Source organism: Nocardia acididurans, assembly GCF_016741815.1.
Lineage (GTDB): Bacteria > Actinomycetota > Actinomycetes > Mycobacteriales > Mycobacteriaceae > Nocardia > Nocardia acididurans.
Map to the genome: position 1 here is coordinate 921,629 of NZ_JAERRJ010000001.1, position 15,124 is coordinate 936,752.

Below are 15,124 nucleotides of genomic sequence, written 5' to 3' on the forward strand. Positions count from 1 at the left end.
TGAGAGCCCCCGGAGAGTTCGGGTAATCCTCGGACACAATTCGAGAGGGGAGTGATGAGTTCACCACGCGGATCCGCGGTGAAACTGGTTCTTCGCTACTACTTCGGGGAGATGGCCAAGCGTAAGCGCTACACCATTCCCGCGCTGTTCGCACCGGCGTTCGGCAATATCTGCACCCTGTACCTGGCGCCGCTCGTGGTCGCCATGCTCGCCGGAAAGGTCGTCGCCCAAGGCGAATTCACCTTCTCCGACGCCGCGCCCTACCTGATCGGCTTCACCGCCCTCATGTTCGGCGCGGAAATACTGTGGCGCATCGGAATCCACTGTCTCAACCGGGTGGACGTACTCGGTATCTCGAGCCTCTACAACACCGCCATGGACAAGTTGCTGGCGAAGGACAGCGCCTTCTTCCATGACAACTTCGCCGGATCGCTCACCAAGCGGGCGCTGAGCTTCGCGAAGCGATTCGAGGATTTCGTCGACAGTTTCGTCTTCGAGATCTTCGCCTCCTTCGTGCCGATGACCTTCGCGTGCATCGTGCTCTGGCAGTACGACCCCTGGCTGGTCGTGGTGCTGCTCGGGCTCATCGCGGTGACGGCGTTCATCATCGCGCCGCTCATCCGCCGACGGCAGATCCTCGTCGACGAGCGCGAGGCCGCCGTCGCCGCCGTGGCCGGGCACGTCTCCGACAGCCTGTCCAACATGCAGGTCGTGCGCGCCTTCGCCGCCGAACCACAGGAGGCCGCCGAACACCGGCGCCGCGTCGAGGACCAGCAGCGGAAAACCCTGCTGTCCTGGGACTACGCCAACCTGCGCATCGATATGGCTGTCGCGCCCATCTTCGCGCTCACCAACGTGCTCGGACTGTTCATCGCACTCGGGCTCGCGGGCGGGAAGGCCGGCGTGGAGGTCATCATCGTGACCTTCACCTACTACTCCAACGCCACCGGAATCATGTTCCGGTTCAACCAGATCTACCGGCGGCTGGAAAGCGATGTCACCGAGGCCGCGCAATTCGCCGAACTGCTGCTCGACGACCCCAGGGTCGTGGACGCGACGGAACCAGAAGCCTTGGCGCCCAAGGACAGCGGCATCCGCTTCGAACACGTGAACTTCGCGCACGCGGGCGCCGCACCCCTGTTCACCGGGCTCGACCTCGACGTGCCCAGCGGCGCGAAGGTCGGACTCGTCGGCCGCTCCGGCGGCGGCAAGACCACCATCACGCAACTGCTGCTCCGCATGACCGACATCCAGGACGGCACGATTCGCATAGGCGGACAGGACATTTCGAAGCTCCGGCAGGCCGACCTGCGCAGCCTCATCGCGTACGTGCCGCAGGATCCGGCCATGTTCCACCGCACCCTGAAACAGAACATCCTCTTCGCCCGGCCCGACGCCACCGAAGAAGACGTGCTGCGTGCCGCGAAAGCCGCCCACGTCACCGAATTCGCCGACGGCCTACCCCAGGGCATGGACACCCTCATCGGCGAACGCGGCGTGAAACTGTCCGGAGGGCAACGCCAGCGCGTCGCCCTCGCCCGCGCCATCCTCCGCGACGCACCCATCCTGCTCCTCGACGAGGCCACCAGCGCCCTCGACTCCGAGAGCGAACTGCTTGTCCAGCAAGCACTCTGGGACCTCATGCAGGGCCGCACCGCCCTGGTGGTGGCGCACCGCCTCTCCACCGTGGCCGGCATGGACCAACTCGTCGTCCTGGACCGCGGCCGGATCGTGGAGCAGGGCAGCCACGAGGAACTGCTCGCCAGGGAAGGCACCTACGCCCAACTCTGGCGCCACCAGTCGGGCGGCTTCCTCGGCGAAGACGAACTCGTATCTCGCTAGCGGTGAAATCCGCGCCGCAGTCGAACCGGCGCTGGCAGAAACGTGGCGGGCCGCCACACACGGGTAGCGGTGGCCCGCTGAGGGGCTCGAAGACCTCGCCCACGGAGGCGCGGGGTGGAGCCCCATGGGTCCGGGGGCTTCAGGCCCCCGGACCTACCCCCGGGTTGCTGGCCGCGGTCTGTAGGGGTTCGGGGCCTGGACCTGTACCCTTCCTCCGGGTTGCTGGCCGCGGTCTGTAGGGGTTCGGGGCCTGGACCTGTACCCTTCCTCCGGGTTGCTGGCCGCGGTCTGTAGGGGTTCGGGGCCTGGACCTGTACCCTTCCTTCCAGGTGCCGGCCGCAGGCCTAGGGGGGTTCGGGGGCTTAGCCCCCGTCTCCCCTTTCCACCAGGGGGTGTGGGGGCGAAGCCCCCACGTAAACCCTTACTTCCCTTGGAAGTTCGGCTTGCGCTTCTCGGCGAAGGCGCGCGGGCCCTCCTTCGCGTCGTCGCTGCGGAAGACCGGCAGGCCCACCTTGGCGTCGATCTTGAAGGCTTCCTCCTCGTGCAGGCCCTCGGTGTCGCGGATGACCTTCAGGATCGCCTGCACGGCCAGCGGGCCGTTGTTGTTGATGAGTTCGGCGAGTTCGAGGGCCTTGTCGAGGGCGGTGCCGTCCGGGACCACGTGACCGATGAGGCCGTACTCCTTGGCCTCGGCGGCGGTGATGTGACGGCCGGTCAGCAGGAGATCCGCCGCGACGGTGTACGGGATCTGGCGGGGGAGGCGTACCGCGGAGCCACCCATCGGGAACAGACTCCACTTCGCTTCGGAGATACCGAATTTCGCGCTCTCACCCGCGACGCGGATATCGGTGCCCTGGAGAATCTCGGTACCACCGGCGATGGCCGCACCCTCGACGGCGGCGATCAGCGGCTTGGTCAGGCGGCGACCCTTGAGCAGACCCGGTATGCGGGTCGGATCGAAGCGGCTGCCCTCGGTCATATTGTCGGCCGGGCTGGACTTGCTCATGTTCTTCAGATCCGCGCCCGCGCAGAACGCGCCGCCCGCACCGGTGAGGATGCAGGAGCGGATCTCCGGATCGTTGTCGACCTGATCCCACGCGTCGACCATGATCGCCAGCATCTCGCCGGTCAGCGCGTTCTTCGCCTTGGGCCGGTTCATGGTGACGATGAGCGTCGCGCCACGCTTCTCGACGAGAGCGTGCGGCTCGGTGGTGTTGCTACTCGTTTCAGCAGTCGCGGTGGTCATCGCCGACCCTTCCTTCGTCATGGCCAATCTGGTGATTCGGGACGAAAGTACCCCGCACCGTTGTACAGAACAATAACGTGTTCTAGTTTGGATCATGGTGACCGCCGTCACGGGCGGCAAGTTATGGAGAGGTCCTCATGAGCAACACGAGTACGCAGAGCGGCTCGCGGGCCAAGCTACCCCCGCGCGTAACGGAGTCCCTGATCAACCGGCTCACCGCCATGGTGACCGCGGGCAAAGCGGGCGAAACCCGCGAACCCTTCGACATGATCGAGGTCTACACCGGCGACGTCGTCGGCCAGCTGCCGCAGTCCTCGGTCGAGGATGTGCAGACCGCCGTCTCCATTTCCCGTGCGGCACAGAAGGAATGGGCCGCCCGGCCGCTCGAGCAGCGGCTCGCCGTCTTCGAACGCGCACACGAGCTCATCCTCTCCGAGATCGAGACCATCGCCGACCTCATCCAGATCGGCAGCGGCAAATCCCGCCGCATGGCCATCGAGGAAGCCTGCGACACCCCCATGGTGATCGCCCACTACCTCAAGACGGCAGCCAAAACGCTCAAGTCCAAGAAGCGCAGCGGCCCCATGCCGATCATCACCAGCTCCACCGAGGAGCACCGCCCCAAGGGCGTCGTCGCGGTCATCGCGCCGTGGAACTTCCCGTTCGCCATCTCCATGTCCGACTCCACCCCCGCGCTGATCGCGGGCAACGGCGTCGTCATGAAGCCGGACAACAAGACCGCGCTGTGCACCCTGTTCGGCATCGAACTGCTGCACAAGGCGGGCCTGCCGCGCGGCTTGGTCCAGGTCGTCTGCGGTGGCGGCCCGGATGTCGGCCCCACCCTCATCGACAATGTCGACTTCGTCATGTTCACCGGCTCCACCGCCACCGGCCGCGTCATCGGCGAGCAGGCCGGGCGCAACCTCATCGGCTGCAGCCTCGAACTCGGCGGCAAGAACCCGCTCATCGTCCTCGACGACGCCAACCTCGACGAGTGCATTCCGTCGGCCACCTTCGCCGTCTTCGGCAACACCGGCCAGGCCTGCATGCACATCGAACGCATCTACGTGCAGGAACGCCTCTACGACGAATTCCTGCGCCGATTCGTCGCCGCCGCAGAGGAATTGGGCGCCAAGGCCGGAGCCACCTACGACTTCACCCCCGAAATGGGCTCCCTCGTCTCCATCGACCACATGAACAGGGTCGCCTCCCACGTGGACGAAGCCCGCGACAAGGGCGCGAAGGTCCTCACCGGCGGCAAGCCCCGCCCCGACCTCGGCCCCGCCTTCTACGAACCCACCGTCCTCACCGATGTCACCCCCGACATGGCCCACGCCACCATGGAAACCTTCGGCCCCGTGGTCACCGTCTACAAGGTCCGCGACGAAGAAGAAGCCGTCCGCCTCGCCAACGCCACCACCTACGGCCTCAACGCCGCCATCTGGACCGGCGACATCGACCGCGGCGTCCGCCTCGCCGCCAAGATCGAATCCGGCGCCATCAACATCAACGACGGCTTCGTCACCACCTACGCCGCCAAGGGCACCCCGTCGGGCGGCGTGAAGCAGTCCGGCGTCGGCACCCGCCACGGCGCGGCGGGTCTCCTCAAGTACACCGACACCATCAATGTCGGCGTCCAGAAGAAGCAGATCCTCGCCGCCCGCTCCGGCATGCCCTACGAGAAGCAGCTCAAATCCACCCTGGTGACCCTGCGCCTCATGCGCAAACTCCACCTGGGCTGAGTTCCCGCACAGCGCGGTGGCCCCCGATCCGACTGATCGGGGGCCACCGGCCGTTGTGCCGAATCACGCTGCGGCTGAGCGTGATTCCAGCGTCACCGCAATGCGGGATCGGTCACCCGAGCACTGCTTCCCGCGCCCGCGTACACCCGATCCTGCATATCGAGAACCGGGTTGCCGGGCTGCACATCGACATGCCCCTGGAAAATGGTCCCGCCCTGCGGGCACCACACGAGCACTCGCCGCGATCCGGCGGCCACCCCCTCCACCACCATGGTTCCCGAACCGTTCATCGGAATACTCTGCGTATTCCCATCGGCATCGGGATCCACCAGGCACCGATCCGCCGGATACTCCGTTCCCGCAACACTCACCTTGATCCGTTCCCGCCCGCCGACCACCTGCACCGACGGCTCCGCCGCCGCCAACGCGGGATCCGCGAGCAGCACCGCTCCCGCCGACAACAACGCAGCCGCGGCGATCCGCACAGCAGTCACAGAGAACTCCTTCGGTTTTCGAGGGGACAACAGACCACTCGAGCCTAGAGTCCGCACCTGCGCGCGGTTATCGGGAGAACGCCCTAACCCGCGGTCAGCGGCTACTCGCCGGGAGGCCGGACACGCGGCCGGCCGCCGAAGACGCGGTGCGGGGCCAGGTCCAGGCGTACCGCACGATGAGGGCGAGCAGGATCAATTCCAGTGCGACGCCGAGGCCGTAGAAGAACAGCCAGGACTCACCCGCCACGTTGAATGCCGTGACGGGGACGTAGAGCGCGGCCACGGTGAGGTTTGCCATGCGGGCCACCCGGGCGGGCAGCGTTGTCGACAGCATGATCATGAGGATCGGGACGGCCATGAGGGTCAGCGCCGTGATCGAAAAGGTCTGGGAGACATCGAATTCGAACACCTTGCCGTTGCGGATCTCCTCGATGACGCCGGGCGTGAAGAAATTGAGAATGTCCACGTAGACGTACAGGAGCATGAAGCTTGCCCATGTCGCGGCGAGCTTGGCTCGCACCGGCATCGGCTGTTCTTCCAGGGCGGCAATGGGTTGACGTGTGCTCATCATGAACTCCGTTGTGCGTGCGGATGGATAGGTCCACGATCACCGAGCCCCGGCGGCGGGCACACCGGTCCGGAGGCCGGAGTTCCCCGGCCGATGGCATGATCTCGCACTCGTACTTTCGGCTGGTACGCCGCGGCGCGCTGATCTTTAGGCTGGACCCGTGGTCACTTTCCGGCGCTCCCTCTGGCAAGAGCCGCGGCCCGCAGACGCCCCACCCATCGGCCGTCCCGACTGGCTGCTGGTAGGCGTGTTCGCGGCCGCCGCCCTGGTCGAGGGCATCGTTCGGCCGGACCTCGCCTGGCGACCCCTGGCGGTGGTGCTCGCCCTCGCGCTGCTGCCCGCGCTGCTCTGGCGGCGGAGCCGCCCCCTGATCGCCGCCCTGACCGGGTGGGGCGTCGCCGCGCTGCTCGCGGGCCTCCAGCTGACCACGCACACCGGGGATCTCGGCCTCTACTCCATGCTGGTCGTCCTGATCCTGCTCTACTCCCTGGTGCGGTGGGGCTCGGGACAGGAGATGGTGCTGGGGACGGCGTTCGTGACAGTCGTTGTCGCACTGGGGATGTACGCCGCCGCCGCGGGCTGGGCCGACGTTTTCGGCAGCAGCGTGCTGCTGCTGTTGCTCATCGCCCTCGCGGCGGTGTTCCGCTATCGCGCGGACCTCTGGCAGCGCCAACAGCGCGAGATTCGCAATCAGGAGCGGGTGGCGCTGGCACGCGAGCTGCACGACACCGTCGCCCATCACGTCTCGGCCATCGCGGTGCAGGCGCAGGCCGGTGGCGTGGTCGCCGCCATCCAGCCCGAGAAGGCCGCCGAGATCCTGGCCGCCATAGAGGCCGAAGCGTCGCGAACCCTGGCAGAGATGAGATCCATGGTGCGCGTGCTGCGTACGGAAGAAACCGTCACCTACGCACCGCAGCGGGGTGTCGCGGACCTGCCCGCTCTGGCGCGCACCGACACGACACCCACCGTCGAGGTCGCACTGGACGGATCGCTGACCCGGCTGGCACGACCCGTGGACACCGCGCTCTACCGGCTCGCACAAGAGTCGCTGACCAACGCCGTCCGGCACGCCCGCAGCGCGACCCGCGTCGGCATCGACGTACGCCGGGACGGCGACGCCGTCCGGCTGCGTGTCAGCGACGACGGACAGACCGAGCCGGGGCCGATCCCCGAGCCCGGATTCGGCCTGCTGGGCATGGCCGAACGCGCCCAACTCCTCGGCGGATCCCTCTCCGCCGGGCCGGGACCCGACGGCGGCTGGGTGGTCGAGGCCGTGCTGCCCGTGCAGGCGCCGGCATGAGCATCCGTGTCGTCGTAGCCGACGACCAGGACCTGGTCCGGACCGGCCTGGTGATGATCCTCGGCGTCCAACCCGGCATCGAGGTCGTAGGAGAGGCGGCAGACGGACTCGAAGCACTCGACCTGGCGACCCGACTACGCCCCGACGTCCTCCTCGTCGACATCCGAATGCCCGGACTCGACGGCGTCGAGGTGACCCGCCGCCTCGCCGGACCCGACGTAACCGACCCGATGGCGGTCGTCGTGATCACCACCTTCGACCTGGACGAGTACATCCTCGGCGCCCTGCGCGCAGGCGCCCGCGGCTTCCTGCTCAAAGACGCCGGCCCGGAGCTCCTCGTACAGGCCATCCACGCCGCGGCCAACGGCGACGCCCTGATCGCCCCCAACATCACCCGCCGGCTGCTGGCAACCTTCGCCGACCACCCACCCCCGGTCCCGACCCAACCCCTCGACCCACTCACCGACCGCGAGGAGGAAGTACTCGCCCTGGTGGCCCGAGGCCGAACCAACGCCGAAATCGCCACCGAGCTCTACGTCGGCCTGAGCACCGTCAAGTCCCACGTCGCCTCGCTGATGACCAAACTCGGCGCCCGCAACCGCGTCGAGATCGCAATGTGGGCCTACGACACCAGACGCGTGAGAGCCGATTAGCGCCCGCCGCGACATCCCGGGTCTCAGGAAACGAGGAAGGCCCTGACCGGAATCCGGTCAGGGCCTTCTACTGTGTCTCAACCAACACGTCGGGGTGACAGGATTTGAACCTGCGACCTCTTCGTCCCGAACGAAGCGCGCTACCAAGCTGCGCCACACCCCGTGAAGTGAACGTGCAGTAGCTTAGCGCAGGGACTGGCCAGATGATAAATCGGCTGGTCAGGTGGTTAAATGAAGCGGAAGGTGGCTAGGATTCGGCGGGCCAGATCGCGGGCTACGGCGCGGTCTATGCCGGTGTCGGCGGCGAGGGTGAGGACGAGGGAGCCGGAGGAGCCGCCGGAGACGGCGAAGGTGTAGACGGTGTAGGTGGAGGCGCAGGAGGAGGCGGGTGGGGTGAAGGAGCCGGAGGTCTCCACGTAGACGCCGTTGAGGGATTTGTCGGTGTTGGCGAAGGGTTCGGGGGAGGTGGCGTTCACGGTGGGGTTCGGCCAGCCGAGGTTGGCCATGCGGGCGCCGATGTCGGCGGCGGCCGCCGCGGCGTCGGCCTGGCTGGAGACGGTCAGGAACATGTTGGTGCGGACGTAGTCGGGGCAGTAGTCGATGCCCTCCTGGGCGAGGCCGGAGACGGGGAGTTCGTCGGAGCCGGTGCCGAAGGAGGTGATGGACGTGTTCAGGGTCCAGTCGGCGGGGACGTCCCAGGCCGCGTCGACATCGCTCGGGGCCACCACCTGGTAGCCGGGGATCACCGAGGCGGGGGTGGAGGCGCGGGTTGTCGTGCGCGGGGAGGTGGTGGTGCGGGAGGTGGTGGTGCGCGTTGTGGTGGACGCGATCGCCGAGGTGGTGGTCGGGCCGCCGCCTCCGCCCGAATCATCGTTTATCACAACAACAGTCGCGATCACCGCCACGATCGCGACCACCAGGGCGCCGATACCCGAATACAGCCACACCCGTCCCCGGCCGTCGCTGGGCGGCGGACCGTAGCCGCCGTAGGGCGACGTACCCCCGTAGGGCGGCCGGCCGCTCTGCGAGGCGTTCGGACCGGTCTGAAAGGGGCCCTGGGCCGCCTGCGGCTGCTGCCCGCCCGGGTACCCGGGCTGCGGCATCGAACCGCTCTGATACGGGGTGGCACCCTGCTGTGGACTGGGTCCGCTCTGGTACGGATTCGCGCCCTGCTGCGGGTTCGGTCCGCTCTGATAGGGATTCGGCCCCTGCTGCGGATTCCCGCCGCTCTGATAGGGATTCGGCCCAGGCGGCTGGAATGCCTGCTGAGTCGTCGGGTCGGATTGCCCCGCACCCGGTTGCACCGGATGGTGCGGATGCGACTCCCAGGGGGAGCCGGGTGGGGGAGTGCCCTGCCACCAGTCGGGATTCGCGCCGCCGCGCTCCGGATCGTCTGTTCCACCGGTCACCGTCGGACCCCCTGTCGGACGAGTTCAGTTGTCGCTGTCGGTCGTTGTGGGCGGCGCTACGCCGTGGCCCGGATCGAGGCCAGGATCTGTTGCGCCAGAGCGCGATCCACCGCCCGATCCACTCCGGTGTCCGCGCCGATGGTCAGCACGAACGCCCCGTTCTCGGCGGGGAAGGCGAAGGTGTAGACGGTGTAGGTCGACGCGCAGCCCGCCGTCGGCGCCGGGGCGCTGCCCTTGATCTCGAGGAACACACCGGTCAGGGTGCCGTCGGAGGAGGAGAAGGGTTCCGCGGCGCCCGGCGTCGAACCGGTGGTCGTCGGCCAACCGATGCGCGCCATGCGCACGCCGATATCGGCCGCCGCCTTGGCCGGATCGGTCTCCGCCGACTGGCTCAGGAACGCCGTCGTGCGCGTGTAGTCGGTGCAGTAGCCGATACCCTCCTGCGCGAGCCCGACCACCGGAATCCGATCCAGCCCGGAATCGAGCGCGCTGATCCCGGAGGTGTCGATCGTCCAATCCTTCGGAACGTCGTATGCCGCACCGAGTTCCGGCATCGACACCACCTGATAGCCCGGAATCACCGCGGACGGCGCGGTCGTGCGCGGGGTGGTGGTGCGCGGCGTGGTCGTCGGCCGGCCCGACGCGGACGGCTCCGTGGTGAGGGCGCTGATCAGCGAGGGAGTCGTATTCGATTGCGCGGCGGGCGAATCCGAGCCGCCGCTCACCAGGACAACGGTCACCACCGCGCCGACGAGCGCCACGGCCAGCGCGCCGATTCCGGCGAACAGCCAGCCCCTGCCCTTACCGCCGCCCGGCGGCTGCCCACCCGTCTGATACGGGCCGGTCTGATACGGCGTGCCCTGGTACCCCTGCCCCGGATACGCCCCCGGCGCGACGCCATACGACCCGCCCGGGAGCTGCGTCGTCGGATCCACCGGCGCGTACCCGTACTGCCACGTCTGATCCCCCTGCGGCACACCGTAACCCGGCTGCTGCTGCGGACCCGACGCCTGCGCTCCCGGCTGCCATTGCGATTCGTGTGCGGGCGCACCCTGCCACCAGTTCGGCTCCTGCCCCTGCCGGGCCGGATCATCATTCCGATCGTTACCACTGGTCACGGTTGTCCCCTACCTGACGACTACACACCGTGTTGTATATCGCCGTACACACGAAACGCTTAACGCGCGACAGCCTCCGATGTGGTCCGCCCCCGGCCCGATTCGGTAACAGGCTTCTTCGGCGGCGCGCCGACCAGCGTCAACAGCGTCGCCTCCGGGCGACAGCAGAACCGGTACGGCGCCCACGGCGAGGTACCCAGCCCGGCCGACACATGCAGCCGGGTGTGCGCGCCCCACTTCGACGCGCCCTTCACCCGGGCGCGATCGATACCGCAGTTGGTCACCAGCGCGCCGAAGCCCGGCACACACAGCTGCCCGCCGTGCGTGTGCCCGGCCATCACCAGGTCGTAGCCGTCGGCGGCGAAACGATCCAGCACGCGCGGCTCCGGCGAATGCGTGAGCCCGATGCTCAAGTCCGCCAACGGATTCGGCGCACCGGCCACGGTGTCGTAGCGGTCCCGCTTCAGATGCGGATCGTCCACGCCCGCCGTCGAGATGCGCACCCCGGACACCTCGATATCGCGGCGCACATGGGTCAGGTCCAGCCAGCCGCGCTCGGTGAACGCGGCGCGCAGATCCTGCCACGGCAGCGGCTCACCGAAGACGCGCTTGTGATCCTTCTTGAAGTACTTGAGCGGATTCTTCGGCACCGGCGCGAAATAGTCGTTGGAGCCGAAAACGAAAATGCCCGGCCGGGCCAGCAGCCCGCTCAGCGACTGCACCACCGAGGGCACGGCCTTCAAATGCGAGAGATTGTCGCCCGTATTCACCACCAGATCCGGCTCCAGCCGGTCCAGCTCCCGCAACCACGCCTGCTTCAACTGCTGCCCGGGCATCATGTGCAGGTCACTGATGTGCAGCACCCGCAGCGAGGGCTTCCCGGGTTCCAGGACCGGTAGCGTCGCCTCCCGCAGCACGAAGGCGTTGCGCTCGATGAGCGTCGCGTAACCGATTCCGGCGACCGCGGCCCCGGCGGCTCCCAGGGCGGTCCGTTGCAGGGCACTGGTCGAGATAACGGGCATTTGCCCAGAATAGGCGACCCAGCCGAGAATCACAGACTCAAATGCTCAGCGTCACCCGATCGCCGGTCTCGGTCGACACCAGGAAAAAGACATGCGGGGCGGGTGGGGGTGCGGGGTACCGTTTGCCGCATGTCGGAACTCAAAGAGAAGCTGCGCGCCGATCTCACCACCGCGATGAAGGCCAAGGATTCGCTGCGCCTCAACACCGTGCGCATGCTGCTGGCCGCCGTGCAGACCGCGGAGGTCGCGGGCGCGCAGGCCAAGGAACTCACCGACGCCGAGGTCATCACCGTGCTGTCCAAGGAGGCGAAGAAGCGCAACGAGGCCGCCGTCGTCTACGAGCAGGCCGGACGCGGGGAACTCGCCGCCAACGAGCGCGCCGAGGAGCAGATCATCGAGGAGTACCTGCCGACTCCGCTCACCGACGCCGAGGTCGCCGATATCGCCGACACCGCCATCGCGGATGTCGCCGAGCAGATCGGCGAGCGGCCCGGTATGAAGCAGATGGGTCAGGTCATGAAGATCGCCACCGCGCTCGCCGCGGGCCGCGCCGACGGCTCCCGTGTCTCGGCCGCCGTGAAGGCCCGGCTGTAGCAGATCGGCCCGCCTCGCGGGGCACAACGACGAAACCGCCCGGAGCGCAACGGCACTCCGGGCGGTTTCATGTTCAGTGGCTATCGGTGGATCCGGGGCGGCGCCCCGGAAACCCGACCGGCCCTAGCGCGGGATGGGTATCGGAATCGGTATCGGCGGCAGGCTCGGCAACTGCGGCAGCCCCGGAATACCCGGCGCCGGTGCGGGCGCCGACGGCGGCGCCGCGATCTGCGTGCCGTCGCTGACGTACACGGTGATCACCGACCCGGGGATCGCCGAACCATCCGGCGAGATGCTCAGCACCGTCCCCTTGCTGGATCCGGGCGCCGAGGCGATCGACACCTGGAAACCGGCCGCGACCAGCGTCGAGGTGGCCTCGCCCTGCGACATCCCGACCACATCCGGGATCTGCGAGTTGTTCGCGCCCCGCACGTACTTGTCGTCGATCGGCGGCAGCGCGGACGGTGGGAAGTTCCCCAGCACGTTCTTCATCGCGCCCAGCCACGAGCGCGCCGGCTCGTTACCGCCGAACAGATTGCCGCTGCCGCAGTTCCGCAGCGGGAACGAGCAGATCTCACCCGGCGTCGGGCTGTCACCGTAGATGTAGGCGGCACCCGCGAACGAGTTGGTGAACGCCAGGAACGCCGAGGAGCGGTGGCTTTCCGTGGTTCCGGTCTTGGCCGCCAGCGGCACGTTCCAGCCCACCGACTGCGCGGCCGCCGCGGCGGTACCGGAGGTGTCGTCCTTGCTGAGCGCGTGCGCGAGCGTATTGGCCAGACCCGGCTCCACGACCTGCTCACAGGCCTGCTGGGTCAGCGGCACGGTCTTGCCGTTGCGGTCCAGCACCTCCTTGATGGGGGTGGGTGGGCACCACTTGCCGCCGGAGGCGATGGTGGCGGCCACATTCGACAGCTCGAGCGGGTTGATCGCGACCGGGCCCAGCGTGAACGAGCCCAGGTTCTGGTCCTTGATCATGTCGGCCAGGCTCTGGTTGCCGTGCCCGGACGTCCCGGCCTGCGTGTAGGACCGCAGGCCCAGGCGCACCGCCATGTCCACGGTCGGCGTGACCCCCACGGCCTGGATCAGCTTGACGAAGGCCGTGTTCGGCGATGTCGCCAATGCGTCGGTGACCGACATGGGCGACCGGTACGCGCCCGCGTTCTTCACGCAGTACGTCTCGGCCGGACAGCCCGGAGTACCCGAGTTGCCCATGCCCTTGGCGGCGTAGGTCGAGGGCACGTCCAGCGAGGCGTTGATGCCCAGGCCCTTCTCCATGGCCGCGGCCACCGTGAAGATCTTGAACACCGACCCCGCGCCGTCGCCGACCATGGAGAACGGCTGCGGCTGCACGGTCTGATGCGCGTTCCCGTCGAGTCCGTAGGTGCGGCTCGAGGCCATGGCCAGCACCGGATGCGAATCCTGGCCCGGCGCGACGATATTCATCACCGACGCGATGTCGTCCAGATTCGGGTCGGCATTGGCGACCACGGCGTTCTTCACCGAGTCCTGCACGGCGGGATCGAGCGTGGTGCGAATCAGGTACCCGCCCTTGTTGATCTGATCCCGGCTGATGCCCGCGTTGGCCAGGTACTGCAGCGCGTAATCGCAGAAGAAGCCGCGATCGTTGGCCGCGATGCAGCCGCGCGGCAGGCCCTTGGGCTCGGCCAGCACGCCCAGCGGCTCGGACTTGGCCCTGCGGAACTCGTCGGCCCGGCTGGGGATGTTCTGGATCATCGTGTCCAGCACGGTGTTCCGCCGCTCCAGCACGCCCTGCGGGTTGGTGTAGGGGTTCAGCTTGGAGCTGGACTGCACCATGCCCGCGAGCATGGCGGACTGCACGACGTTCAGATCCTTGGCGTCGATGCCGAAGTAGGTCTGCGCGGCGTCCTGGATACCGTAGGAGGAGTTACCGAACGGCACCAGGTTCAGGTACCGGGTGAGGATCTCGTCCTTGGTGAGCTGCTTGTCCAGCGTCAACGCCATGCGGATCTCGCGGATCTTGCGGGCGGGCGTGGTCTCGATGGCGGCGCGGCGCTCGGCGTCGGTCTTGGCGACCACCAGCAGCAGGTAGTTCTTCACGTACTGCTGGTCGAGCGTCGAACCGCCCTGGGAGACTTCGCCGCCCGAGGTGTTGGTGAGGAAGGCGCGGAAGGTGCCCTGCCAGTCCACACCGGCGTGTTCGGCGAAGCGCCGGTCCTCGATGGAGACGATCGCCAGCTTCATATCGTTGGCGATCTTGTTGCTGGGGACTTCGAATCGGCGCTGCTCGTACAGCCACGCGAACGGCGTGCCGTTCACATCGACCATGGTCGATACCGCCGGGACGGTGCCCTCCACCAGTTCGGCGGAGACGTTGTCGACGGCGTCGGCGGCGCGGTTGGACATGAATCCGAACCCGCCGGCGAGTGGGAAGAGCAACCCGGCGAGCAGAACGGCGGCCAGGATGCAGCTGCCGGCCAGTCTCGCGAGCGTTCGTGTGATCGGCACGAGGCATAGCCTAATTGGCCTTTCGGACACTCGGTGTTCGCGCGTGTCGGGTGTCAGTTCATCCCCTATAACACCGACTGCCCGGTTTCATGTTGCAAATGCATGGACGGACGTACCAGAAAATCTCGGGACGGTCTTGCGCAGGGGCGGTCTCGTTACCTAGATTGAGAACCCAGTGTGATAGAGCTAACACTCAAAGTGGAATGTGGTGCAGGACGCAGTGGGGTTGGGTAGCTGCGCGCTGTACGCGATTCTGGAGCGCCGTGACCCGGTGTTCGGACTGCAAAGGGGCACACCAAATGCACATGACTACCCCGATCGCTCGATTGGACGTGGAGCAGGCCGAAGCGAGAATCGCCTGGGTTTCCCAGGCCCGTTGTAAGGAAGTGGATCCCGACCAGCTGTTCGTGCGCGGCGCTGCTCAGCGCAAAGCGGCAACCATCTGCCGGCACTGCCCGGTCCTGATGGAATGCGGGGCCGATGCCCTGGACAATCGAGTCGAGTTCGGTGTGTGGGGCGGCATGACCGAGCGGCAGCGGAGAGCGCTGCTCAAGCAGCACCCGGAGGTGACGTCCTGGGCGGATTTCTTCCGTGTCCAGCGCACGCAGAAGATAGCGATGTAGGTAAGTAACCCGTAACCCTGAAAGCA

Annotated in this window: 13 protein-coding genes and 1 tRNA gene; 6 read left to right on the plus strand and 8 right to left on the minus strand. The window is 67.4% G+C overall.

From position 1 onward, the window contains the following. Positions 1-78 precede the first annotated feature (78 nt). Positions 79-1,842: an ABC transporter ATP-binding protein gene (locus JK358_RS04180; protein ID WP_307817277.1), complete on the plus strand. Its 1,764-nt coding sequence runs from the start codon at positions 79-81 to the stop codon at positions 1,840-1,842. 421 nt (positions 1,843-2,263) lie between these two features. On the opposite strand, the gene JK358_RS04185 is transcribed toward JK358_RS04180, so the two are convergent. Continuing rightward, entirely contained in the window at positions 2,264-3,088 is an 825-nt protein-coding gene (locus JK358_RS04185; RefSeq protein ID WP_372440600.1) for a crotonase/enoyl-CoA hydratase family protein, read from the minus strand. Between the two features lie 137 nt (positions 3,089-3,225). On the opposite strand from JK358_RS04185, the gene JK358_RS04190 reads away from it, so the two are divergent. Next, positions 3,226-4,830, plus strand: a complete 1,605-nt coding sequence (locus JK358_RS04190) for a succinic semialdehyde dehydrogenase (protein WP_201943629.1) — start codon at positions 3,226-3,228, stop codon at positions 4,828-4,830. 92 nt (positions 4,831-4,922) lie between these two features. Here the strand turns inward: JK358_RS04190 and JK358_RS04195 are convergent, their stop codons facing one another. Together JK358_RS04195 and JK358_RS04200 are read right to left on the minus strand one after the other, a co-directional pair. Next, entirely contained in the window at positions 4,923-5,324 is a 402-nt protein-coding gene (locus JK358_RS04195; protein ID WP_307817278.1) for a hypothetical protein, read from the minus strand. 94 nt (positions 5,325-5,418) lie between these two features. Then, entirely contained in the window at positions 5,419-5,892 is a 474-nt protein-coding gene (locus tag JK358_RS04200) for a DUF6326 family protein (RefSeq protein ID WP_201943631.1), read from the minus strand. Between the two features lie 160 nt (positions 5,893-6,052). Between JK358_RS04200 and JK358_RS04205 the strand changes: the two genes are divergently transcribed. Continuing rightward, entirely contained in the window at positions 6,053-7,192 is a 1,140-nt protein-coding gene (locus JK358_RS04205; protein WP_201943632.1) for a sensor histidine kinase, read from the plus strand. Continuing rightward, entirely contained in the window at positions 7,189-7,845 is a 657-nt protein-coding gene (locus JK358_RS04210) for a response regulator (protein WP_201943634.1), read from the plus strand. Before JK358_RS04205 ends, JK358_RS04210 begins: the two co-directional genes overlap by 4 nt. 89 nt (positions 7,846-7,934) lie before the next feature. Here JK358_RS04210 and JK358_RS04215 read toward each other — a convergent pair. The 4 genes from JK358_RS04215 to JK358_RS04230 form a co-directional block, all read right to left on the minus strand. Continuing rightward, positions 7,935-8,008, minus strand: a tRNA-Pro gene (locus JK358_RS04215). Positions 8,009-8,072: 64 nt separating this feature from the next. Continuing rightward, positions 8,073-9,254, minus strand: a complete 1,182-nt coding sequence (locus tag JK358_RS04220) for a DUF8017 domain-containing protein (RefSeq protein ID WP_201943636.1) — start codon at positions 9,252-9,254, stop codon at positions 8,073-8,075. 56 nt (positions 9,255-9,310) lie between these two features. After that, positions 9,311-10,372, minus strand: coding sequence for a DUF8017 domain-containing protein (locus JK358_RS04225; RefSeq protein ID WP_201943638.1), 1,062 nt, complete (start codon positions 10,370-10,372; stop codon positions 9,311-9,313). Positions 10,373-10,431: 59 nt separating this feature from the next. Further along, positions 10,432-11,394 carry a metallophosphoesterase gene (locus JK358_RS04230; RefSeq protein WP_201943640.1) on the minus strand — a complete coding sequence of 321 codons (963 nt, stop codon included), beginning with the start codon at positions 11,392-11,394 and terminating at the stop codon, positions 10,432-10,434. A gap of 129 nt (positions 11,395-11,523) precedes the next feature. Here JK358_RS04230 and JK358_RS04235 point away from each other — a divergent pair, with 129 nt between their 5' ends. Further along, positions 11,524-11,988 carry a GatB/YqeY domain-containing protein gene (locus JK358_RS04235; RefSeq protein ID WP_201943642.1) on the plus strand — a complete coding sequence of 155 codons (465 nt, stop codon included), beginning with the start codon at positions 11,524-11,526 and terminating at the stop codon, positions 11,986-11,988. Between the two features lie 123 nt (positions 11,989-12,111). Here the strand turns inward: JK358_RS04235 and JK358_RS04240 are convergent, their stop codons facing one another. Further along, positions 12,112-14,475, minus strand: coding sequence for a penicillin-binding protein (locus tag JK358_RS04240; RefSeq protein WP_201943644.1), 2,364 nt, complete (start codon positions 14,473-14,475; stop codon positions 12,112-12,114). 299 nt (positions 14,476-14,774) lie between these two features. Between JK358_RS04240 and JK358_RS04245 the strand changes: the two genes are divergently transcribed. Beyond that, the gene (locus JK358_RS04245) at positions 14,775-15,098 is read left to right on the plus strand and encodes a WhiB family transcriptional regulator (protein ID WP_201943646.1); all 324 of its coding nucleotides are present in this window, start codon (positions 14,775-14,777) and stop codon (positions 15,096-15,098) included. Positions 15,099-15,124 lie beyond the last annotated feature (26 nt).